General features: G+C 71.4%; 14 protein-coding genes and 4 pseudogenes. 6 read left to right on the top strand and 12 right to left on the bottom strand.

The window, feature by feature from the left end:
• Position 1: 1 nt before the first annotated feature.
• From deoC to ACRRRO_RS12255, 3 genes are read left to right on the top strand one after another with little or no spacing between them, the layout of a single operon-like run.
• Complete coding sequence (deoC, locus tag ACRRRO_RS12265; RefSeq protein ID WP_424787490.1) at positions 2–1,018, top strand: deoxyribose-phosphate aldolase; 1,017 nt, start codon at positions 2–4, stop codon at positions 1,016–1,018.
• Positions 1,019–1,026: 8 nt separating this feature from the next.
• Positions 1,027–2,475 (top strand): aldehyde dehydrogenase family protein, encoded by a 1,449-nt coding sequence (locus ACRRRO_RS12260; protein WP_424797007.1) that lies wholly within the window; start codon positions 1,027–1,029, stop codon positions 2,473–2,475.
• Positions 2,472–3,347 (top strand): aldehyde dehydrogenase family protein, encoded by an 876-nt coding sequence (locus tag ACRRRO_RS12255; protein WP_424787488.1) that lies wholly within the window; start codon positions 2,472–2,474, stop codon positions 3,345–3,347. The genes ACRRRO_RS12260 and ACRRRO_RS12255 overlap by 4 nt, the downstream gene beginning before the upstream one ends.
• 26 nt (positions 3,348–3,373) lie before the next feature.
• On the opposite strand, the gene ACRRRO_RS12250 is transcribed toward ACRRRO_RS12255, so the two are convergent.
• Both ACRRRO_RS12250 and ACRRRO_RS12245 read right to left on the bottom strand, forming a co-directional pair.
• On the bottom strand, positions 3,374–6,505 hold the full coding sequence (locus ACRRRO_RS12250) for a BTAD domain-containing putative transcriptional regulator (RefSeq protein WP_434080332.1): 3,132 nt from the start codon (positions 6,503–6,505) through the stop codon (positions 3,374–3,376).
• 379 nt (positions 6,506–6,884) lie between these two features.
• Positions 6,885–7,975 (bottom strand): annotated as a pseudogene (locus ACRRRO_RS12245) (adenosine deaminase).
• Positions 7,976–8,102: 127 nt separating this feature from the next.
• Between ACRRRO_RS12245 and ACRRRO_RS12240 the strand changes: the two are divergent.
• The 3 genes from ACRRRO_RS12240 to ACRRRO_RS12230 all read left to right on the top strand — a co-directional run bounded on the left by ACRRRO_RS12240 (position 8,103) and on the right by ACRRRO_RS12230 (position 10,972).
• On the top strand, positions 8,103–8,468 hold the full coding sequence (locus tag ACRRRO_RS12240; RefSeq protein WP_424789940.1) for a hypothetical protein: 366 nt from the start codon (positions 8,103–8,105) through the stop codon (positions 8,466–8,468).
• The gene (locus ACRRRO_RS12235) at positions 8,468–10,006 is read left to right on the top strand and encodes a hypothetical protein (RefSeq protein ID WP_424797010.1); all 1,539 of its coding nucleotides are present in this window, start codon (positions 8,468–8,470) and stop codon (positions 10,004–10,006) included. Before ACRRRO_RS12240 ends, ACRRRO_RS12235 begins: the two co-directional genes overlap by 1 nt.
• 66 nt (positions 10,007–10,072) lie before the next feature.
• Positions 10,073–10,972, top strand: a complete 900-nt coding sequence (locus ACRRRO_RS12230; RefSeq protein ID WP_424797011.1) for an SMP-30/gluconolactonase/LRE family protein — start codon at positions 10,073–10,075, stop codon at positions 10,970–10,972.
• A gap of 284 nt (positions 10,973–11,256) precedes the next feature.
• Here the strand turns inward: ACRRRO_RS12230 and ACRRRO_RS12225 are convergent.
• From ACRRRO_RS12225 to ACRRRO_RS12180, 10 genes and pseudogenes are all read right to left on the bottom strand, one after another.
• A pseudogene (locus ACRRRO_RS12225) lies at positions 11,257–11,538 on the bottom strand (DUF4037 domain-containing protein); the annotation flags it as partial.
• Positions 11,539–11,999: 461 nt separating this feature from the next.
• Positions 12,000–12,836 carry a hypothetical protein gene (locus ACRRRO_RS12220; RefSeq protein WP_424797012.1) on the bottom strand — a complete coding sequence of 279 codons (837 nt, stop codon included), beginning with the start codon at positions 12,834–12,836 and terminating at the stop codon, positions 12,000–12,002.
• Positions 12,837–12,849: 13 nt separating this feature from the next.
• Positions 12,850–14,148 (bottom strand): thymidine phosphorylase, encoded by a 1,299-nt coding sequence (locus ACRRRO_RS12215; RefSeq protein ID WP_424797013.1) that lies wholly within the window; start codon positions 14,146–14,148, stop codon positions 12,850–12,852.
• Positions 14,149–14,202: 54 nt separating this feature from the next.
• Positions 14,203–14,591 (bottom strand): annotated as a pseudogene (locus ACRRRO_RS12210) (cytidine deaminase).
• A 44-nt stretch (positions 14,592–14,635) separates the two neighbouring features.
• On the bottom strand, positions 14,636–15,928 hold the full coding sequence (locus ACRRRO_RS12205) for an ABC transporter permease (RefSeq protein WP_424787478.1): 1,293 nt from the start codon (positions 15,926–15,928) through the stop codon (positions 14,636–14,638).
• Entirely contained in the window at positions 15,925–17,157 is a 1,233-nt protein-coding gene (locus ACRRRO_RS12200) for an ABC transporter permease (protein ID WP_424797014.1), read from the bottom strand. The genes ACRRRO_RS12205 and ACRRRO_RS12200 overlap by 4 nt, the downstream gene beginning before the upstream one ends.
• Before the next feature lie 241 nt (positions 17,158–17,398).
• Positions 17,399–18,924: pseudogene (locus tag ACRRRO_RS12195) on the bottom strand (ABC transporter ATP-binding protein); the annotation flags it as partial.
• Positions 18,925–19,014: 90 nt separating this feature from the next.
• Positions 19,015–20,127: a BMP family lipoprotein gene (locus ACRRRO_RS12190; RefSeq protein ID WP_424797016.1), complete on the bottom strand. Its 1,113-nt coding sequence runs from the start codon at positions 20,125–20,127 to the stop codon at positions 19,015–19,017.
• Between the two features lie 204 nt (positions 20,128–20,331).
• Positions 20,332–21,549, bottom strand: a complete 1,218-nt coding sequence (locus tag ACRRRO_RS12185) for an amidohydrolase (protein ID WP_424797017.1) — start codon at positions 21,547–21,549, stop codon at positions 20,332–20,334.
• A gap of 32 nt (positions 21,550–21,581) precedes the next feature.
• Positions 21,582–22,682 carry a mannose-1-phosphate guanylyltransferase gene (locus ACRRRO_RS12180; RefSeq protein ID WP_424797018.1) on the bottom strand — a complete coding sequence of 367 codons (1,101 nt, stop codon included), beginning with the start codon at positions 22,680–22,682 and terminating at the stop codon, positions 21,582–21,584.

Here is a 22,682-nt window from a genome sequence, read left to right as displayed (position 1 = left end):
CATGACCTCAACGGCGACGACGGCGACCTCCTCCTCGGCCCGCAGCGCCGGGGAGGTGGCCACCCAGGCGCGCGTGATCACCGGAGCGGAGTCGGTGACCAACACGGCGCTGCGCCGCTACCTGCACGGCCTGCCGGGTGTGGACCAGGTGGGGGCCGATTCCCGGGCGGCGATGCTGGGTACCCGCTCCATCAAGACCACCGCGAAGGCCTGGGCGATCGACACGGTCATCTCCATGATCGACCTGACCACCCTGGAAGGCGCCGACACCCCCGGCAAGATCCGCTCTCTGGTCGCCAAGGCCAAACTGCCCGACCCCGACGATCCCACCTGCCCCCGCCCGGCCGCGGTGTGCGTCTACTCCGACCTGGTGCCCCTGGCGTTGGAGGCGATCGGGGACGCCGGGATCAATGTGGCCTCGGTAGCCACCGCGTTCCCCGCCGGCCGGGCCAGTCGGGCGATCCGCCTGGCCGACACCCGCGAGGCGGTCGGCGCGGGCGCGCAGGAGGTGGACATGGTGATCGACCGCGGCGCCTTCCTGTCCGGGGACTACCTGAAGGTGTACCAGGACATCGTCGCGGTGCGCCAGGAATGCCAGAACACCGAGGTCCCGGCGCACCTGAAGGTCATCCTGGAGACCGGGGAACTGGCGACCTACGACAACGTCCGGCGTGCCTCCTGGCTGGCCATGCTCGCCGGCGCCGACTTCATCAAGACCTCCACCGGGAAGGTGTCCCCGGCCGCCACGCTGCCGGTCACCGTGGTGATGCTGGAGGCGGTCCGGGACTTCCACGCCGCCACCGGCACCCGCGTCGGCGTCAAACCCGCCGGCGGGATCCGTACCTCCAAGGATGCGATCAGGTACCTGGTGGCCGTGAACGAGGTGGCCGGGAACGACTGGCTCACCCCCGACCTGTTCCGCTTCGGCGCCTCCAGCCTCCTCAACGACATGTTGTTGCAGCGCAAGAAACTCGCCACCGGCGCCTACTCCGGCCCCGACTACGTGACGATCGACTGAAGGACCCCATGACTGCCTTCGACTACGCCCCCGCCCCCGAGTCAGCCTCGGTGGTGGACATCGCCTCCTCCTACGGGTTGTTCATCAACGGGGAGTTCACCGACGCCACGTCCGGGGAGTCCCTGAAGACCATCAACCCCGCCACCGAGGAGAATCTGGCCGAGGTGGCCGTGGCGGGTACCGAGGACGTCGAACGCGCCGTGCGGGCCGCCCGCACCGCCTACGAGCGCACCTGGGGTCCGATGCCGGGGCCGGAACGAGCCAAGTACCTGTTCCGGATCGCCCGGCTGCTGGCCGAGCGGTCCCGCGAGTTCGCGGTGCTGGAGGTCCTGGACAACGGCAAGCCGATCCGGGAGGCACGGGACATGGACATCCCGATGGCCTCGGCGTACTTCTTCTACTACGCCGGCTGGGCGGACAAGCTCGACTACGCCGGGCGCGGGGCGAACCCCCGCCCGCACGGGGTGGCCGGGCAGGTGATCCCCTGGAACTTCCCGCTGCTGATGCTGGCCTGGAAGATCGCTCCGGCCCTGGCCGCAGGCAATACGGTGGTGCTCAAACCGGCCGAGACCACCCCGTTGACGGCGCTGCTGTTCGCCGATCTGCTGCAACAGGCCGACCTGCCCCCCGGCGTCGTGAACATCATCACCGGCGCCGGTCGCACCGGGGCCGACCTGATCGCCCACCCGGACGTGGACAAGGTCGCCTTCACCGGGTCGACCAAGGTGGGCAAGCAGATCGCCCGGCAGGTGGCCGGCACCCATAAGCAAGCCACCCTGGAACTGGGCGGCAAGGCCGCGAACATCATCTTCGACGACGCCCCGGTGGACCAGGCGGTGGAGGGAATCGTCAACGGCATCTACTTCAACGCCGGGCAGGTGTGCTGCGCCGGATCGCGGCTGCTGGTCGCCGAGTCGGTGGCCGATGAGGTGATCGACCGGCTCAAGGCGCGACTGGGCACATTGCGGGTGGGCGACCCGATGGACAAGAACACCGACGTCGGCGCGGTCAATTCCGCCGCCCAGCTGAGCCGGATCACCGAACTGGCCAACGCCGGTGACGCCGAGGGGGCCGTGCGCTGGAGCGCGCCGGGCGACCTGCCCGAGAAGGGGTACTGGTTCCCGCCGACGGTGTTCACCGAGGTGTCCACCGCCCACCGGATCGCTCGCGAGGAGATCTTCGGGCCGGTGCTGTCGGTGCTGACCTTCCGCACCCCGGACGAGGCGATCGCCAAGGCCAATAACACCCCCTATGGCCTGTCCGCCGGGGTGTGGACGGAGAAGGGGTCGCGGATCCTGGCGATGGCCGACGCGATCCGCTCCGGGGTGGTCTGGGCCAACACGTTCAACAAGTTCGACCCCGCCAGTCCCTTCGGTGGGTACAAGGAGTCCGGGTACGGCCGTGAGGGCGGGCGTCACGGTCTGCTCCCCTACCTGATCGAGGGAGGCACCCAGTGAGCCGGGTGGATGTGCGCAAGACCTACAAACTGTTCATCGGCGGGAAGTTCCCGCGGTCGGAGTCCGGGCGCACCTACTCGGCCAGCAGCCGCCGCGGGAAGTTCAAGGCGAACGTGGCCCAGGCCTCCCGCAAGGATGCCCGCGATGCCGTCCGGGCCGCTCGGGCCGCGCAACCCGGTTGGGCCGCGGCGAGCGCGTACAACCGCGGGCAGGTGCTCTACCGGGTGGCCGAGCTGCTGGAGGAGCGCCGGGATCAGTTCGTCGCCCAGGTGCGCTCCGGTGAGGGCGTGGCGACCAAACGGGCCGAGGACCTGGTCTCCGCGGCGATCGACCGGTGGGTCTGGTACGCCGGCTGGTCGGACAAGATCGCCCAGGTGGGTGGCAACGCCAACCCGGTGGCCGGCCCCTTCTTCAACATCTCCACCCCGGAACCCACCGGGGTGGTGGCCGTGATCGCCCCGCAGCGCTCCTCGTTGCTCGGGCTGGTCTCGGTGCTGGCGCCGGTGATCGTCACCGGTAACACCGCCGTCGTGCTCTCCTCCGCCGAGCGGCCGCTGCCCGCGGTGACCCTGGCGGAGGTGCTGGCCACCTCCGACGTCCCCGGCGGGGTGGTCAACATCCTCACCGGCCACACCGCCGAGGTGGCCCCGCATCTGGCTACGCACGCCGACGTGAACGCCATCGACGTGGCCGGGGCGCTGGGTGCCGAGGGCATCACCTGGGGCGAGTTGGAGGCCGACGCCGCCGAGACCCTCAAGCGGGTGCGGCGCCCGATCACCGACGAGGAGCCGGACTTCGCCGTCGAGCAGTCCCTGTCCCAGATCATGGTCTTCACCGAGATCAAGACCGTCTGGCACCCCAAGGGTGCCTGAGCGACGCCGGCGACGGCGCCCGGCCCTCAGTGGCCGACGACGTCGCTGAAGGGCACTGCGGGCAGATCGAGTTCGCCCATCCGCCGGGCGTACAGGCGGTGCCTGCGCCGGGCCTCCCCGTGCTGACCGCTGTCCATCAGGACCGTGCACACCGCCAGGTGCGCGGTTTCGTCGTAGGGATCCCGGTCCAGCACTCGCAACAGCAGCCGCAGCGCCTGGTCCGGATCGGAACGCCTGCACAGATCCGCCAGGGTCCGGGCCACGGAGAGGTAGACCGCGCGCACCTCCTCGCGGCGATCGATCAGCCACGGGCTGTCCTGGTCGTGCTCGAGCAGGTCCCCGCCATAGTGCGCCTCGGCGGCGGTGAGCAGTTCCACCGCCCGCGTCCGGTCCCCGCTGCGGGCCGCCGCCAGGCCCTGCGTGGCCAGGAACTCGAACTGGGCCACGTCGATGTCGACCTGCTCGGGATCGATCCGCACCGTACCCGCATCGGCGATCAGGACCGGCGCGTCGTCGCGTCGCTGCTCTCCCGGGGCCAGCACGGTTCGCACCACGCTCAACGCCACCGAGAGCCGGTTCGCGACCGTCTCATAGGCCTGGTCGGGCCAGAGCGCATCGGCCAGTTCCTCCCGGGTGGCGCCCCGGTTGGCGCGCAGCGCCAACAGTTTCAGCAGGTCCCGGGCCTTGCGTGAACCCCATGCGGACATCGGCACCGGCTGCCCGGCTACCTCGATGGTGAACTGCCCGAGCAACCTGACCACGCAACCATCGGTGTCGGAGGCTCCCTGGACGGCCATCGCCGGGAATGGCCCGTGCCGCACGGCACACCCCCAGGCGGCGAGCTGGCGTTCCAGTTCCGCGGCGCGCGCACGCCAGCCGGGCACGGCTCGGCGGCGGGCAATGCCCAGTTCGATGCGGGTCGCCCAGGTGCGCGCATTCAGTTCGTTCCACAGCGCCAACGCGCCCTGCAGGCCCTCGGCGGGGTCCGGGTCGAGCAGGGCGGCCAGGGTCGCCGCCTCAGCCAGGACCGAGCGCTCATCGCGAGCGGTGGCGGTCGCCTCGGCCTCGGTGGCGCATTCACGTGCCACCTCCAGATCACCGGCAGCCAGGGCGACCCAGCCGCGAGCCAGCAGGACCGGCCCCAGGTACATCCCGTCATAGAGGTTCGCGGCCCGGCGGGCCGCCGCCGCGGCCGCCTCCGGGTCACTTCCGGCGATGCACTTGGCGAGCCCCACCAGGATCGCCACTTGGCCCTGCTGATCGTTGGAGGCCTGCGCCAGGCGCACTGCGCGCTCGTAGGAGCCGCGCGCCAGGGTCAACTCGCCCTGCTCGGCGCGGATCTGGGCGAGCAGTTGCAGGGCGTAGGACTCGTACGGGGAGCCGGCCGCGGCGAACCGGTCCCGGGCGATCTCGGCATCGACGATCGCCTCGTCCAACGTTCCCACGTGCAACTGGATCTCGGCGCGGTTGCACCGGGCGATTCCGGCGACGTACACCGAGGACTGCCCCTCGGCCAGGTCGATCGCCGCCTCGGTATCGGCCAGTGCCGCCGGGTACACGCCTCGTTCCATGTGCAGCGAGCCGCGGTTGGTCAGGATGCGGGCCTCCTGTAACGCGTCCCCGGCCCTTCGGGCGGCAGCCAGCCCCAGGTCGTAGTGCGCCCGGTTCCCCGCGCTGTCGCCGTCGCTGGCCGCGATCAGGGCGCGAGCCGTGTGGGCCAACGCCAACGACCGGTCATCACCGGTGGCGCGTGCCGCGGCGGAGGAGCGTGCGGCGAGTTCGCGGGCCCGGTCCAACTCCCCCCGGCCCCAGCGGCAGGTGGCGGACCACCCCGCAATCTCGGCTTCGACCCGGGGGTCGATGGCCTTCTCGATGTATCGGTCGTACCATTCCAGGGCATCGGCCGACTTACCGCGCTGGTGCTGGATCAGTCCCCCGACCAGGCCGAACACAGCGGGGTCACCCGGGCCTGCGTCGCCGGCCTCCTCATGCAGATTCATCGCGGCCGGCCAGTCCCCCCGGTAGGCCAGCGCGCGCGCCCCGACCAGCAGGATGTCGGCGGTGCGCAGGGCCGGCGGCACCAGGTCCACCGCGGCACACAGCAGGTCCAGATGACCGGCGAAGTACAACTCCTGGCCATGCTCGCGAAGGAGTTCGGCGATGGCCGCGCCGCGCCGGGCGGTGACCAGGACACCCAGCCCACGGACCACGTCGCCGGCCTCGACCAGACCGGTGGTCACCCGCTCGACCAGGTGGTGGTCGGAGTCGGCCATCAACCGGTAGGCGGTGACGCTGCGTGCGATCAGCGGGGACAGGGTCACCTCCGGAGCCGGTTCGCTGTACCGCAGCCGGGCCAGCCCACGACGCACCAGGGGCGTCAGTGCCTCCGTGGAGGCCTTGCCCGCACTCAGGCCGACGGCACGGCCGTACCCGGCCGCGTCGATCGGGCCGGTCAGGGCAAGGGCGGAGAGGGTGGACAGGGTCGGTTCGGGATAGGCCGGGAGCACCACGTTGACCACGTAGTTGCCCGCCGTACCCCCGGCGCCGAGGAGGTCGGACAACCGCGCCGAGCGCTCCCGGGGTGGCACCGACTCGAGGCCGTCCAGCACGATCCGGACCATCGCCGGCCAGCCCCCGGTCCCCTCGGCGATCCGCGCGGCCAGGGCGCGGTCCGGCTCCGGATCGGCATCCAACAGGTACGCCACCGCGTCGGCGTCCAGGGCCAGGTGGGCCGCGCTCAGTTCCAGCACGGTCCCGGCGCCACGGTCGCGGTCATCGACCAGGTCCAGGTCACACCGGGACAGCACGCAGATCTGGGGACGGGTGGGTCCGGAACGCACCAGGCGGCGCAGCAGGTCGTGCCCGGGGGTGCCGATCAGCACGTGGGCGTGATCGAGCACGATCGGTCCGGAGACCTCCGGTGCCCAGGACCGGGCCACCCAGTGCGCCAGGACGCCGACGTCGGTGGTGTCCGGGGGGTGCCCGGCATCGGCGCCGGATGACTCGCCGTCCTCATCTCGGTGGGCGAGCCGGGCCAGTTCGCGTGCCAGGCGGGTTGCGTCGCCGTGCTGTGCCCCAAGGGTCAGCCAGCGGGTCCCCGGCGCGCTGGCCCACCGCCCCACGACGGTGGTCTTGCCCCATCCGGGCGCCGCGGTCACACGTGATCAGGGGCCGGCTGGGGCCGCGCAGGCGCAACAACTGCTCCGCCGGCACCCGGGCAACGAGACCCTGAAGCGCGGGCGGACGATGAGCGGCCCGGGTGGGTGCCATCTCAACCCCCGACGGTTGGTTCAGCACATGTGTGGGTGAGCCTATCTGATCCGGCTGCCGGATCAGGGGTTTCGGAGCACGATCTCCGCCGCCCTCGCACGTGGCGCGGCGACCGATCCGGGCAGGGTCGCTGCCTCAGGTCCAGACGTGGGACCGATACGTGTCAGCCCCGGCGTCAGAGTCGGGACAGCGCCCTTCCCGAGCGAGAGTCAGGGCCCGGGCCGGCTCGGGCTTGCGGTCGGGCCGGGCACCGGGCTGCGCCGTCGGTCACACGGCGTCCCGGGCCGCCGCGAATCCGGGGAGGATCTGTTCGGCGACGATCTGCTGCATCACGTCGTGGTGGGCGAACCCGTTCCACGCCGCCGTCAGCGTCGCCGCCTCCAGGTCGGCCAGGTCCCAGCCGGCCTCGGTCACCAGCAGGGTCATCTCCTGGCTCATCGAGGTGCCTGAGACCAGCCGGTTGTCGGTGTTGATGGTCACCGCGAAGCCCAGGTCGCGAAGCGCGGTGATGGGGTGGGCGGCCACCGTCGGGGCGATCCCGGTGTGCAGGTTCGATACCGGGCAGGCCTCCAGCGGGATCTGACGGTCCCGCACCCAGTGGGCCACCCGGCCGAGGCGGGCACGCCCGGGGTCCTCGGCGTCGGCGATGTCCTCGATGATGCGCACCCCGTGTCCCAACCTCAGGGTGTGGCACTGCTGGAGTGCCTGCCAGATGCTCTCCACCCCGTCGGCCTCTCCGGCGTGGATGGTGAAGGGGAAGTTGGCCTCCCGCAACGTCTGGAAGGCCCGGGCCTGGCGGGTCGGGGGGAAGCCCAGTTCGGGTCCGGCGATGTCGAACCCGAACGCGCCCCGGTCACGGTTGGCCAGGGCGAGTTCGGCGATCTCATCGGGGTCCGGTCCTCCTGGCGCATCGCGGTGATCAGGGTTCCCACGTGGATCCGGTGACCCGCGCGCGCGGCCTCTTCCACGCCGTCGTCCAATCCGGACCGGACCGCATCGACCACCTCCTGCAGGCTCAGGCCCTGATGCTGGTGCTGCTCGGGTGCGTACCGCTGTTCGGCGTAGACCACACCGTCGGCCGCCAGGTCCAGCACCGCCTCCTTGGCCACCCGGTGCAGCCCTTCGGGGGTCTGCATCACCGCGGTGGTGTGAGCAAAAGTCTCCAGGTAGCGCTCCAGGGACCCCGAGTTGGCCGAGGCGACGAACCACCGCGCCAGGTCCTGCGCGTTCCGGGCGGGCAGATCGTGACCGATGGCTGCGGCCAGGTCCAGCAGCGTCTGCGGGCGCAGCCCGCCATCGAGGTGGTCGTGCAGGACGACCTTGGGCAGGGCGGCTATCTGTTCCGGGCGCAGCGTCATGACACAGCAGCGTAACGGCCAACGTGACCAGGGCCATCGGGGCGGGACGATGGGGAGTTCTCTCCATGGGCGCCTGCGCGATCCTCCGTTAGCCTGGATTCGGAGTAACCGAAGGGACAGAAGCGCCGTGGCACTACTGATCGATTCGCACACCGTGTATCACGTCGCGGGTCTGGCTCAACAGGCCAACGACGATCTTCAGGACGAGATCAAGACCGCGAGTGAACTGGCCAACACCCAGAACGCTTCGCGCTGGACCATCAACACCGAGGCGATGAACTTCGCGGCCAGTTACCGCGACCGGTTGCTGGCGATCCAGGAGAAGATGGACACGCTGGCGGCGAAGGTCGATCAATTCACCTCCGGTCTGACCGAGAGCGAGAAGGCCCTGCTGGGTGTGGACGACGACGTCGAGACCGTGATGGCTCACGCCGGGCGTGACACCGAGCAGATCCACGTCCCCGAGGCCGGCACACCGACCGGGGAGGCCTGATGGGCGCCAACGCCGACGCACTGAAGCGCTACCTGGACGTCAACGACACCAACCGGGACGGCACCTCGACCGACCGGTCGAACCTGTATGGCGGGGCCGGGAGCCTGAGCGCACTGGCCGAGGCCCTGCGCAACGCCGCCGGTGATCCCGGCATGGAAGGGTCGGCCGGTCAGGCGGCCCGGGAACTGGCCACGGAGATCGCCTCCGGCGCAGCCGAACTCGCCGGTGAACTCGATGAGGTCGTGACCATCCTCTCCGACGCGCGGGAGGCGGTCCGGGAGGGCTCGGTGTCCTACACGATGCTGCCCAGCGAGGACCTGGATGCGTTCCAGGAGGAACAGGCGTCCCTGGTAGGCCACCCTGCCCGCGGCAACGTGGAGTTCGAGGACGCCGCCGACTTGCGCGCGCACTTCCGGGAGCAGAACGCCAGGGAGCGCGAGGCGGAGGCCGGCAGGGAGATGAACCGGCTGGACGCCATGCTGCGCGACGCCACTGCGCGGATGAGCGGCAACACGGCCGGACCGACGACGCCCGGCCCGAGCGGGACCAGCGGCGCTGGCGACACCGGAGCCGCTGCCACCCCCGGATTCTCGATGTCCGGTGGCGGGGGCGGCACCGGACCCGGTGGTTCCGGAGGCGGCGCTCCGGTGGGAACCGGTCCCGGACCCGGCGGCGGCGGTCCATCCGTGGGCACCGGGCCCGGGATCGGCGGCGGCGGTCCATCCGTGGGCACCGGCTCCGGGATCGGCGGCGGCGGGCCGGTCCAGGACCTACCGGCCGGGCCCGGCGGTACCGGGGCCGGCACAGGTCGTGAGCACTGGAACCCCGAGGCCGGCACCGGCCCGATGATCGACACCTCCGTGGATGGTCCCGGCGGAGGCACACTCGTCGGCGGCGCCGGCGCCGGGATCGGTCCCGGTGCGGGCGGCCCCGGCGTGGGCGGTCCCGGAGCCGCGGTGGGCGGCGCGGTGATCGGTGCCGGCGGAGCCGGTCCGAGGCTGGGCGGACCCGGTGCGGGGATGACCGGCGGGCGCGGCGGCATGATCGGGGTGGCCCCACCGGCCCACGGTGCCGGAGCACGGGGCGGTGTGGGCCCCGGGGCACGCGGTGGCGTCGGCGGCATGGTCCCCGGTCAGACCGGCCGCGGGGGACCCGGCACGCGTGGCGTCGGTGCCCCCGGTGCACGCGGAGGCGTCGGCGGCATGGTGCCCGGTTCGACCGCCCGGGGTGGTCCGGGAGCAGCCGGCCGAGGCGGTGCCGGTGGACCCGGACGCGGCGGTGCCGCGGTCGCCCCTGGCAGTTCCCGCGCGGGCGGCGGCGCGGGTGCCGGCGGCGCCGGCCGGGGCGGCGTCGGAGGTGCGTTCGCCGGAAACGGCCAGGGCAGCAAGCGCAAACGGCGCAACCACGGCCTGGACCTGGCGGTCGATGATCTCGAGCCCGACGAGATTGCGCCGGGTCCCGGTGGCGGCGCCGGAGCCGGAACCCGCGGAGCCGTACCGCAGGTCGATACCGAGGAGTGGAACCTGGACGGCCACTGAGCCCACCGGAGGTTCGGCGCCCGGACCGGGGTGCCGCTGGCCGCTGGGCTCGGTACCGTGGCGGGCATGACTACGCCATCAGGTCCTGTGCCTACCGACCCGTCCTTCAGTGAGCTGTTCCCCCCGGATGCGGCGTTGGAGCACCTCGCCGGGGATTTCACCTGGGCCGAGGGCCCCACCTACGTGGCCAACCGGGAACGGGTGGTCTTCTCCGACGTCCGGCAGAACCGCACCTGGGCATGGACCGACTACGGGGCACTGGAGGTTGAGGCAGAGCCGAGCCACCACCAGAACGGGCATTGCACCGATATCGACGGGTTGCTGATCGCCTGCTCCCACGGGGAGCGGGCTCTGGTGCGGCACGAGCACGACGGATCCTGGACCACCCTGGCCGGCACTTTCGATGGCAAGCGACTGAACAGCCCCAATGACGTAGCCCTGCACCCCTTGGACGGCTCCTTGTGGTTCACCGATCCCACCTATGGCATCGACAAGCCCGAGGAGGGCTACGGCGGGGAGCAGGAACTGCCCGGACGCTGGGTGTTCCGGCTCGACCGTGACGGCACGCTGACCGCCCCGATCCGGGACCGGGACAAGCCGAACGGCCTGGCCTTCGCCTCCGCGGACCTGCTGTTGCTGGCCGACACCGGCTCCGATGCCGCCACGTTCGGCTATCGCATCGACCCCGACGGCAATGCCACCTACGAACGCGAGTGGTTCCGGGTGGACCCGGGTAAGACCGACGGGCTGCGTCTGGACATCGAGGGACGGATCTGGTCCTCCGCCGCCGACGGGGTGCACGTCCTCACCCCCGACGGCGGCACCGAACTGGGCCGTATCCCCACTCCCGAAACCACCGCGAACCTGTGCTTCGGGGGCCCCTTCGGCACCCTGTTGTACATCACCGCGACCTCGAGCCTGTGGCGCATCTCCACCCGCACCCGCGGGCTGGAACTGCAGCGCTGAGCCCTGCCGGGTGCTCGCACGGCCGGATCGGTGATGGCACCTCGTAGTGCCTCGGTGAACCGGTCGGCCCAGATCACCGGGTAGGGCCGGTCGAAGAAGGACGACGGCGTGGCCCGTACCTGGTCGGTCACGCCGAGCCGGTCATGGCCTGCGGCGAGCGCGAGCAGCACGTCCACCACGGCCCGCTCCTGGTCGGTTCCCCGGGCGTCCAGCGCGGCGCGCAGCAGGGTGAGCAGGTCCGCTCCGCCGGTGGTGCGGGCAAGGGCTGTGCCCAACCACTTGGCATAGGGCGGGTAGGTGCGCTGTTGCAACAACGCCAGGTGCATGCCGCAGCGCACGATGCCGGCGGCGATGACCCCGGCACCCACGTCGTCGCCGGCCTCGCGGGCCCGACCGGTGAAGGCCTCCAGCTGGGCGATGCGCTGCCACCACCCGGCCATGATGACCAGCCAGATCTGGTCGGGGTAGAACGCCAACGCCGCACGGGTGCGGCTCACGTGGCCCACGTCGTCGCGCAGCACCGGCCCGGCGGTGAACTCCAACAGGCTCTGGGAGGGAATGCTCATCCAGGTAGCGGGGTCCAGTTCGGCCAGTGAGTCGATGCCGAGCAGGTCCGACAACAGGCCCGGCAGCGTGCGCACACTCACCCCGTGCGGGCGCCGGCGCCCCGCGGTGGTGTGGTGGGTGGCCGGGCCACCGGGAACCTGCTGGGCCGGCAGGTGGTCCACCGCGACCCCCGCGATCATCTCCGGCAGCACCGCCTCGACCGCGTCCAGGACCTGCTCGGCGTGGGTTCGGTGGTCCTGCTCGGACAGCACCAGCACCAGGCGTGGGCCCCAGTCGTGATCGGTGGAACGAGCGGTGTCGTAGCCGAGCACGTCCGAGCCGCGCCCGATCAGGGCGGCGGCGTACCGCAGGTGCGGAAACTCCTGCGTCAGGGCCGGTTCGACGACGTCCAGCAGGTGGGCGCTCAACCGGTGTCCGGGCACGAAGGTCATGGCGGCATTGTGGCAGTGCGGTGCAGGCCCTACCGGTGGGAGTCCACCAGCGGGATCAGCGTCCAGGCCAGGTGGGTCCAGTTCCCCAGCGCCGGGTGCGGGGTGCGCCGCGCCGCCAGCTCCTCCGGCCGCACCCGGTGGACGTATCCCGTCCCCGGGTCGAAGATGCGCAGCCGGTCCCCGGCTGTGGGCAGTGCCAGCAGCACGTGCCGCGGCACCGCGGTGCGCCACCCACGAGCCCTGTTGCCGCCGGCGTAGAGCGGGACGGGGACACCTGCGGAGGTGGCGGCCACGAGCATGTCGGTGGTGGCGCGCAGCACCGCCGGGTTGTGATCGTCCACGGCCCGGTGGGTGTAGCGCACCCCGGGTACCCGGGCGCCGCGGGCCGCGCCCCAGGGCGGGGTACCCAGCGCCCGGGGCCACGGCAGGCGGCCCGGCCCGGCGCGGGTGAGGATGCGGTGGGTGGCGCCCTGGGCAAGGACCATCCGGGCCGCCACCGTGGGTGCGGCCAGGCCCGCGGCATCGAGTGTGGCGATCTCCGGCGGAGTTGCGGCGGGCAGACGGCCGTGCTCGAGCCAGGCGGCCAGGTGCGGGTCGATCGCGGCGTTCAGCAGCATGATGGCCGCCGCACCGCAGGTGACGCCGTCGTGCTGACGGGCCACGTGCCCGCCGATGCGCACCAACTCAGGCCCGGAGCGGTTCCCGTCCTCGTGGCGGAAGAGGTTCCAGTGCGGCAGCGCCAGCGGCGCGGCGCGGGCGGTGAGCAGTCGCTGGGCGAGGTCGAGGTACCGGCCGGTGAACACCGGGCTCAGCACCGTACTCAGGGACAGCCCCGGGCGCCCGCGGTCCCGCCCCTGCGCAGTCATCGTGACCCTCTCCTCACCCAGCGACGATGCGGTCCAGGATGAGGGGCCGCCCGGGTGGGCGGGAGCCCTCCGGGGCGATGACAGCAGCGTCGGCGAGTGCTTGCCTGGCGCGGTCGAAACGTTCGGGGGTGTCACTGTGCAGGGTCATCAGGGGCTCCCCGGCACGCACGGCCGTGCCTGGTTTGGCGTGCATCTGCACCCCGGCGCCGGCCTGGACCGCGTCCTCGCGACGGGCCCGGCCTGCGCCCAGCCGCCAGGCGGCCACACCCACGGCGAGCGCGTCGAGTCCCACCAGCACCCCGTCGGCGGGGGCGAGGACCACGTCGGTGTGGGTGGCGGTGGGCAGCGGGGCGTCGGGATCGCCTCCCTGGGCGGTGATCATCGCGCGCCAGGTGTCCATCGCCCGCCCGTCCGTCAGGGCCGCGGCGACGTCGACATCCTCCCGGCCCGCCGCGGAGAGCATCTCCCGGGCCAGCGCGACGGTGAGTTCGACGACGTCGGGGGGCCCACCGCCGCCGAGTACCTCCACCGCCTCGCGGACCTCCAGGGCGTTGCCCGCGGTCAGGCCCAGCGGGGTCGACATGTCGGTGAGCAGGGCCCGGGTGGTCACGCCCGCGTCGGTGCCCAGATCCACCATGGTGCGGGCCAGTTCCCGGGCGGCGTCGGCGTCCTTCATGAACGCCCCGGACCCCACCTTGACGTCCAGCACCAGGGCGCCGGTTCCCTCGGCGATCTTCTTGCTCATGATCGAGGAGGCGATCAGCGGGATCGACTCCACGGTGCCGGTCACGTCGCGCAGCGCATAGAGCTTGCGGTCGGCCGGGGCCAGGCCGGAGCCGGCCTGGCAGATCACCGCGCCCACGTGGCGCAGTTGGGCCAGCATCTCCTCGTTGCTCAGGTCCGCCCGCCAGCCGGGGATCGACTCGAGTTTGTCCAGGGTGCCACCGGTGTGCCCCAGGCCGCGGCCGGACAGCTGCGGGACCGCCACCCCGAAGGAGGCGACCAGGGGGGCCAGCGGCAGGGTGATCTTGTCCCCGACCCCGCCGGTCGAGTGCTTGTCCGTGGTGGGCACCGGCAGGACGGAGAAGTCCATCCGCTCTCCGGAGTCGATCATCGCCCGGGTCCAGGTGGCGACCTCGGCCCGGCCCATCCCGTTCAGCAGGATCGCCATGTTCAGCGCGGCCATCTGCTCCTCGGCCACCGCCCCACGGGTGTAGGCCTCGATCACCCAGCGGATCTGCTCCTCGCTGAGTGCCTCGCCGTCGCGCTTGGTGCGGATGATGTCGACGGCGTCGAAGGCTTCATTGCTCATGACCCGATGGTAATGCTCCCCCGCGCCCCGGCCCGGAGGGCCGATGGGCGGTGCTCAGGGGAGGTGGTCCGGACCGAAGGCGTCGGGCAGCACCTGGCTCATCGGCCGGATGCCGGAGGGAGTGTCCACCAGCAACCCGGCTCCGCCGTGTTCCCAGAGGAGTTGCCGACAGCGCCCGCAGGGCATCAGCAACTGCCCCTCGGCACCGGCGCAGGTGAAGGCCGCCAGGCGCCCCCCGCCGCCGGTGACCAGCGCGGAGACCAGCGAGCACTCCGCGCACAGGGTCACCCCGTAGGCGGCATTCTCCACGTTGCACCCCACCAGCACCCGGCCGTCATCGGTCCGCGCCGCGGCGCCGACCGCAGGCCCGAGTAGGGGGCGTAGGCGCGCTGCGCCACCTCCCGGGCCGCCGCCCGCAGTTCGTGCCAGTCGATCGTGCTCATTCGGCTCAGCCTCCTTCATCGCTCGACCCTGCTCCCCGGGCTTCTCATGAGGGCGGGTACGGCTTGCCCTCCGCCGCGGGCGGGCGCACCCGGCCCACCAGTCCGGCCACGGCGAAGATGGTGGCCAGGTAGGGCAACATCGCCAGCAGTTCGGTCGGCACCGGGGAACTGATGTTCACCAGCATCCGGTTCAGGGAGTCGGCGAAGCCGAACAGCAGCGCTGCGGCCAGGGCACCGGCGGGCTTCCACCGGCCCAGGATCATCGCGGCCAGGGCGATGTAACCGCGGCCGGCGGTGATGTTCTCCAGGAACGCCAGGCCCGCTGAGACCAGCGCGGCACCACCGAAGCCGGCCACCGCGGAGCCGAACACCACGTTGCGGTACCGGGTCCGGTTCACGTTGATGCCGACGGTGTCGGCCGCTTTCGGGTGCTCGCCCACCGAGCGCATCCGCAGGCCCCAACGGCTGCGGAAGATCATGAACTGCAACCCGATCACGGTGGCGAACATGGCGTAGACGATCACGTTGTGGTTGAACAGTGCCGGGCCCACCACCGGGATGTCGGCCAGCAGCGGGATCCGGATCGGGGTCAACCGGGGCGGGTCGTTCATGGTGCTGGAGTTGTCCCGCACCACCGAGTGCAGCAGGTAGGTGGTCACCCCCAGCACCAGCACGTTCAGCACCACACCGACGATGATCTGGTCCACCCGGTACCGGATGGAGAACACCGCCAGCAGCAACCCCACGAGCGCCCCGCCGATCGGTGCGGCGATCAGGGCGTAGTAGAAGTTGCCGGCCATGCTCGCCACGATCGCGGCCATGAAGGCCCCCATCAGCAGTTGGCCCTCGATGGCGATGTTGATGATGCCGGAGCGTTCGCACAGCACTCCCGCCATCGCGCCGAACGCGAACGGGAGCGTGGCCGTGATCGTGGTGGCGAGCAGGAAGGACAGCGTGAGGCCACGGGCGTTACCGGCCACCGCCCAGGTCAGGAAGGCCGCCAGCATCACCACTCCGAAGGAGATCGGGATCGCCAGCGGAACCGTGCGGCGCGTCGAGGTGTACCAGTAGGCCAGCGCGGTCAGGGTCAGCGCGATGGCCACCAGCACCAGGACCGTCAGCCGGGAGGGCAGCACCAGGGGTGGCGGGTCGAACGGGATCCCGCCGCCGCCGAGGTTGAATCGCGACTCACGCCCGGCCGAGGTGAACAGCCCGAAGGCGAGCAGGCCTGCGATCGTCACGGCGGCCATCAGCACCGGGGTGCGCCAGGAGATCCTCCCGACCGCGGGGTCCGCCGCGGCCACTGCCGGGTCGTGGAAGTGTGTCGCGGCGCTCATACCAGGGCTCCCTCGCGGCGCCGGTTCTCACCGTGCGGCTGCGGCAACCGGAACATCGAACGCACCAGCGGCGGCGCGGCGATCATCAGCACGATGGTGGCCTGCAGGATCAGGATCAGGTCCACCGGCGTGTGCGAGTTGACCTGCATCAGGGGCAGACCTGCGCGCATCGCCCCGAACAGCAGCGAGGCCAGCAGCACCCCCACCGGCCGGGATCGTCCGAGCAGCGCCACCGTGATCGCATCGAAGCCGATGTTCCCCGCGGTGGTCTCCCGCAGGGTCCGGGTGGGGCCGAGGATCTGGCTGGCACCGGCCAGCCCGGCGAGCAGGCCGGCGCTGACCATGACCATCACGAAGGTGAGGTTGACGTTGATCCCCGCGGTCCGGGCGGCGTCCATGTTCGCTCCCACCGCCCGGAACTTGAAGCCGATCGTGGAACGCTCCATCAGCCACCACACCGCCGCCACCGCGGCCAGGGCAAGCAGGAAACCCAGGTGCAGGTTGAACCCGGAACCGAGCAACAGCGGAAATACCGAGTTCGACGACACCGGCGGTGCGATCGGGTTCGGACCCGGGGCGAAGTACTCCTGATCGAGTAGGTACCGCACCAGCCACAGGCTGATCCAGTTCAGCATGATCGTGGTGATCACTTCGTTCGCGCCGGTGCGGGCCTTGAGGAACCCGGCGATCCCGGCCCACAGCCCACCGATCACAGCGGCGGCCAGCACCGCGGCCACCAGGTGCACCACGGGCGGCATCGGCAGGGCGAAGCCGACGTAGGCGGCCGCAGCGGCCCCGGCGAGCACCTGCCCCTGGGCGCCGATATTGAACATCCCGGCGCGGAAGGCGATGCCCAGCCCGAGGCCGGCGAAGATGAGCGGCGTTGCGGCCACGAACGTCTCGGTGACCGGCCGCAGCGCCCTGCTGACCGAGTCGGCCCGGTAGTCGAAGACGGCGCCACGGAACAGGGCCGTGTAGGTATCCACGATCGCGCCCCAGGCCGCGGAGAAGGTGTCGCCGGGCCGGTCGAAGAAGTACACCGCGGAACCACGAACGTCCGGGTCGGCGTACATCACCAGGACCGCGGAGACCACCAGCGCGGCCACGATGGCCAGCAGCACGGTGACCCAGCTGGCCGAGAGGATCTCCCGCAGCACCCCGCGCATCTCGCTGCCCTGCTCACCCGGGTCCGGGCCGGCCCCCGCGGGTTCGGTGCGTCGCTCAGACATCGCGCACCTGCCCCTCCTGGGTGCCGTCCCCGTTGCCGCGGTCGCCCCCGGTCGGATCAGCACTGCCGCCCTCATGCATGACGGCCTCTCCGGGATCCCGGTCGCGCGGATCATCGCCGGGCGGGCTCTGGGCGGGCTCACCGGGTCGGGAACCGATGGGCGGGTCCTCCACCGCCACCGGATCCCCGGTGACCTCCTCGACCTGGCCTGCGGTGTCGGCGACGTGCATCCGGGTGTGCTCAGCGGCGGCCCGCTCCTCGGCCTCCTGCGGTGCCACCCCGGCCATCATCAGCCCGAGTACGTCACGATCGGTGTCGCCGTCGACCACCCCGACCACACGGCCGCGGTACACATCACCGCGATCCGGTCCGCCACCGCCATCACCTCATCCAGTTCGGTGGACACGATGAGCACCGGGGTGCCCGCGTCGCGTTCGGCGATGATGCGCCCGTGCACGAACTCGATCGATCCCACGTCCAGGCCGCGGGTGGGCTGGGAGGCGACCAGTACCCGCAGCGGGCGCGACATCTCCCGGGCCAGCACCACTTTCTGCTGGTTGCCACCGGACAGGGTCGCGACCGGAGCGTGGATGCTGGAGGTGCGCACGTCGAACGCCTCGACCTGACGCCGGGCGTTGTCGGTGATCGCGTCCTGGTCCATGCTCCACCCCCGCGCGAACGGGGCCTGGTCGTGCAGGTCCAGGATCAGGTTCTCCGCGATCGTGAAGGGTCCGACCAGGCCGTCGGTGGAGCGGTCCTCGGGGACGTACCCCACACCGGCGCGCAGCACCTCCTGCACGCTGCGTCCCAGCAGTTCCTGCCCGTCCAGGTCGACCGAACCGCCGGTCGCCTCGCGCAGCCCCAGAATCGCCTCGACCAACTCGGACTGGCCGTTGCCCTGCACCCCGGCGATCGCCAGCACCTCTCCGCCGTGGGCCTGCAGGTTCACCGCGTCCACCACCTGGCTCCCGTCCACGTCGCGCACGCTCAGATCCTTGATGGTCAGGGTGTGCTCGGTGCGGCGGGCGGGTTCGCGATCGACCCGCAGGTTCACCTCCCGGCCCACCATCAGGGCGGCCAGGGTGGCCTCGGAGTCCGCCGGGGAGGCGTCCCCGACCACCTTGCCCCGCCGGATCACGCTGATCTGGTCCGCGATCGCCCGGACCTCCCGCAGTTTGTGGGTGATGAACACGATCGTGGTACCGGAGTCACTGAGCTGCTGCATGATCTCGATCAGCTCATCGGTCTCCTGCGGGGTCAGCACCGCGGTGGGTTCATCGAGGATGAGCACCCGGGCGTCGCGGGACAGCGCCTTGATGATCTCCACCCGCTGCTGCGCACCGACGCTCAGGTCCTCCACGCGCGCGTCGGGGTTGACCTCGAACCCGAAGCGTTCGGAGATCTCCTGCACGATGCGGCGGGCCTGGTCCAGGTCGATCACGCCCAGCGGCCCGGTGGGTTCGTGGCCGAGCACCACATTCTCGGCCACCGTGAACACCGGCACCAGCATGAAGTGCTGGTGCACCATGCCGATGCCCGCGGCCATCGCCTCGCCGGGGCCCGCGAAGGAAACCGGTTCGCCGTCGACGACGATCTCTCCGGCATCGGGGGTGTACAGGCCGTACAACACGTTCATCAACGTGGACTTGCCGGCACCGTTTTCGCCCAGCAGGGCGTGGATCTGCCCGGCCTCGAAGGTCAGATCGATCGCGTCATTGGCCACCAGCGGGCCGAAGCGTTTGGTGATCCCGCGCAGTTCGAGCCGCACCTGTGCTCCCTTCGGTCCTGCCCGCACTGTAGCGGGGCGGACGACGGCGACCCGGGCCTTTCGCAGCCCGGGTCACCGTGATCGTCAACGTCAGCCGACCTCGACCGCGCTGGGGGAGTCCACCTGCAGTTCGCCGCTGATGATCTGCTCGCGCAACTCATCGATCTCGGCCTTGAGTTCGTCGGGGACCTGGTCCTCGAAGTCGTGGTAGGGGGCGATGTCCACCCCACCGTTCTCCAGGGTGCCCACGTAGGGGGTCGGGTCAAACTCGCCGGCCGCGGCGGCCTCGATGGTGTCGAAGACGGAGTTGCCGATCATCTTCAGCACCGAGGTCAGGATGTACTGGCCGTAGGCCTCGTTGTCGGGTTGTTCGTATCCGTCGGCGTCCACCCAGATCACCATGATGCCCTCGTGCTCGTCGGCGGCGCGCAGCGAGCCCGAGCCCACCGGTCCGGCCACCGGCAGGATGACGTCGGCACCGTCGGCGATGAACTGCTGGGTGGTGTTGTAGCCGTTCTCGGGGTTCTCGAAGTCACCGGTCATGGAGCCGTTCTGGGACTCCTTGTCCCAGCCCAGCACCTCCACGTCGGTGCCGTGGGTGTCGTTGTAGCCGGCGACGCCGTCGACGAAGCCGTCCATGAAGATCGTCACCGACGGGAACGGGCGCCCGCCGTAGGTGCCCACGGTCCCGGTCTCGGTCATCCCGGCGGCCAGGTAGCCGGCCAGGTACGCGGCCTCGTGGGTGTTGAACAGCACCGGCTTGGCGTTGGGCAGGTCCACCGGGTTGCCCTCGTCGTCGCTGAACGCAGAGTCGATCAGCGCGAAATTGATGTCCTCGTTGGCCTCTGCGCCGGCCTGGATGTCGTCCTCCAGGGCGAAGCCGACACCGAAGGTCAGGTCGCAGCCCTCCTGGACCATCGCGTCAACGTTGCCCGCGTACTGGGCCGGGTCGGTGGACTCGGCGTCCTGGATCGACACACCCAGTTCCGCGGCGGCCCGGTTCAGGCCCTCGTACCCGGACTCGTTGAACGAGGCGTCGTGCCAACCGCCCTCGTCGGAGATCATGCAGGCCATGAACTCCTGGTCGATACCCTCGGCACCGGTGTCGCCGGCGGGGTCCTCATCCTCCGGGGCGGCGCCGCAGGCGGCGAGGACGAGCGCGGCAGCAGCCAGGCCGGCCGTGGCGTAGATGGACTTCTTCACGATGGACTCCTGTGGGGGTGGACAGGCCGGGGCGGCATGTGGCGTCGGTGCCGTCGCCAGGGATGCGGCGACCGGCCTGATGGTAGACCCGAAACGGGGTGGCGCAGGCGGGTTCGGGTCGTACCGGGTGCGGTTGTTATCCAACTGGTACCTCCACCGGCGGGCACTGGCACCGCCACACCGCCACGGGGCCTGGGCCGGTTCTCAGCGTTCCCGGCCGGCGCGGGCAGCGGCCTGGGTCAGGAACCGCACCCCCACCCCGATCGCGTCCTCGTCGAAGATCACATCGGGACGGTGCAGATCGTAGGTGCGTCCGCCGGGGGTCCGGGTGCCGAGGCGGGCCATCGCACCCTTGATCTCGGTCAGGTACCAGGCGAAGTCCTCCCCGCCCAGGGACTGCTCGGTCAGTTGCAGCGAGTCCGGCCCCAGCGCGGTGCGGGCGCTCTCGTCGAGGAATCGCACCGACTTCTCGTCGTTGTCCACCGGCGGCACCCCGCGCACGATCTGGACGTCCACCTCCACCCCGGTCGGCGCCACCACCTGCTTGGCCACATCGACCAGGAGCTCCTGGGCGTACGCCCAGGTCCCGGCGTCCAGGCAGCGCAGCGTCCCGGTGACGCTACCCACCGAGGGGATCGCGTTGGGGGCGTTGCCGGCCCGCACCGCGCCCCAGGTCAGGTTGACTCCCGAGCGCGGGTCGATGCGGCGGGTGAGCATCGCCGGTACGGCGGTGATCACGTGCCCGAGGGCCGCCACCAGATCACCGGCCAGGTGCGGGCGGGAGGTGTGTCCCCCGGTGGAGGTCAGGGTCACCGTCACGGTGTCGGAGGCGGAGGTGATCGGTCCGATCCGGGTCCCAACCTGGCCGACGTCGAACTTGGGGTCGCAGTGCAGGGCGAAGATCGCCTCGACCCCCTCGAGTCCCCCGGCGCGCATCACATCCAGGGCGCCCCCGGGCTGGACCTCCTCGGCGGGCTGGAAGATCAGGCGGACGTCGCTGTGCAGGTCACCCTGGGTGGCGAGGTCGGCCAGCACCAGCCCGGCCCCGAGCACCACGGTGGTGTGCATGTCGTGGCCGCAGGCATGGGCCACACCGCGCACAGTGGAGGCGAACCCGAGCCCGGAGACCTCTGTCAGTGGCAGCGCGTCCAGGTCGGCGCGCAGGGCCACCATGCCCCCGGAGGGACTCTCGGCCCGGGCTCTGATGTCACAGATCAGCCCGGTACCCTCCAACCGCCGGACCGTCAGCCCGGCCGCCTCCAGCCGGGTGGCCACCCGGTCGGTGGTGCGGTGCTCGGCGCGGGAGAGCTCGGGGTGGGCGTGCAGATCGCGGCGGAACGCGACCAGTTCGTCGTTGAGGTCAGCCGCACGCGCGCGCACGCGCTCGGCCAGGGCCGCAGCCGCCAGGGAAGGGGAAACCACGACGTCGAGGGTACCTGCCCGGGCCGGCGCGTTCAGAGCAGGTGGTCCGCACCGGGCCGCGCCAGTGCCGCGACGGCGTCCTTGACCCGCTGCGCGTGCGCGGCCGTGGTGACCAGGATCGCATCCGGGGTGTCGACCACCACCGCATCGGGCACCCCGACCAGCACCACCGTGCGTCCGCTGCCGGGCACCACCATGCCACCGGGGGCATCCAGGGCGAGCACCCGGTCGGCGTCACCGAGCACCCGCACCGCGGCATCGGCACCGGCCGGGCCCAGAACCGCCCGGATGGAAGCCCAGTCCCCCACGTCGTCCCAGCCGAAACTCGCCGGAACCACTGCTACCCCGCCACGGGCGGCCACCGGTTCGGCGATCGCGTGGTCGATGCTGATCGCGGGGAGCCCGGCCCAGTGCCTCGCCAGCACCTGCTCACGCTCCGGGCCGTCCCAGGCGGCCGCGATCGCGTCCAGGCCGGCGGCCAGGTCCGGCTGGTGCCGCGCCAGGTGATCAAGCAGCACCCGCGCCGCCACCACGAACATCCCGGCGTTCCACCGGTACCGGCCGGTGGCCAGGTACGCGGTCGCGGTGTCGACGTCGGGCTTTTCGGTGAACGCCGCTACCCGGTGCACGGGCAACCCCGCCCGCACCTGCGTCAGTTCCGCACCGGCTTCGATGTAACCGAAGGCGGTCGAGGGGCTGGAGGCCTCGACCCCGATGGTGGCCACGTACCCCGCAGCGGCGGCGGCCTCGGCGGCCCCGACCGCCTCGGCGAAGGCCTCCTCGTCGGTGATGACATGATCGGCCGCGAAGGATCCCACGATCACGTCCTCGCCGCCGTGCCGGCGCGCGAGCACCGCCGCGGCCAGGCCGATCGCGGCCATCGAGTCCCGGGGGGCGGGTTCGGCCAGGACCGCTTCGGCGGGCACCTGCGGGAGTTGCTCCCGTACCGACTGGGCGTGCCGGTCGCCGGTGACCACCGTGACCGAGCGGGCCAGCGGAGTCATCCGGTCGATGGTGGCCTGCAGCAGGCTGCGTCCGGTGCCGGTGAGGTCGTGCAGGAACTTCGGGTGGTCCCGGCGCGACAGCGGCCACAGCCGGGTGCCCGCACCACCGGCGGGAATGATCGCGTGCAT

The sequence above is a fragment of the Sanguibacter sp. Z1732 genome, assembly GCF_051020515.1.
Lineage (GTDB): Bacteria > Actinomycetota > Actinomycetes > Actinomycetales > Beutenbergiaceae > CALKWS01.
This window is presented reverse-complemented; position numbering and strand designations above follow the sequence as displayed.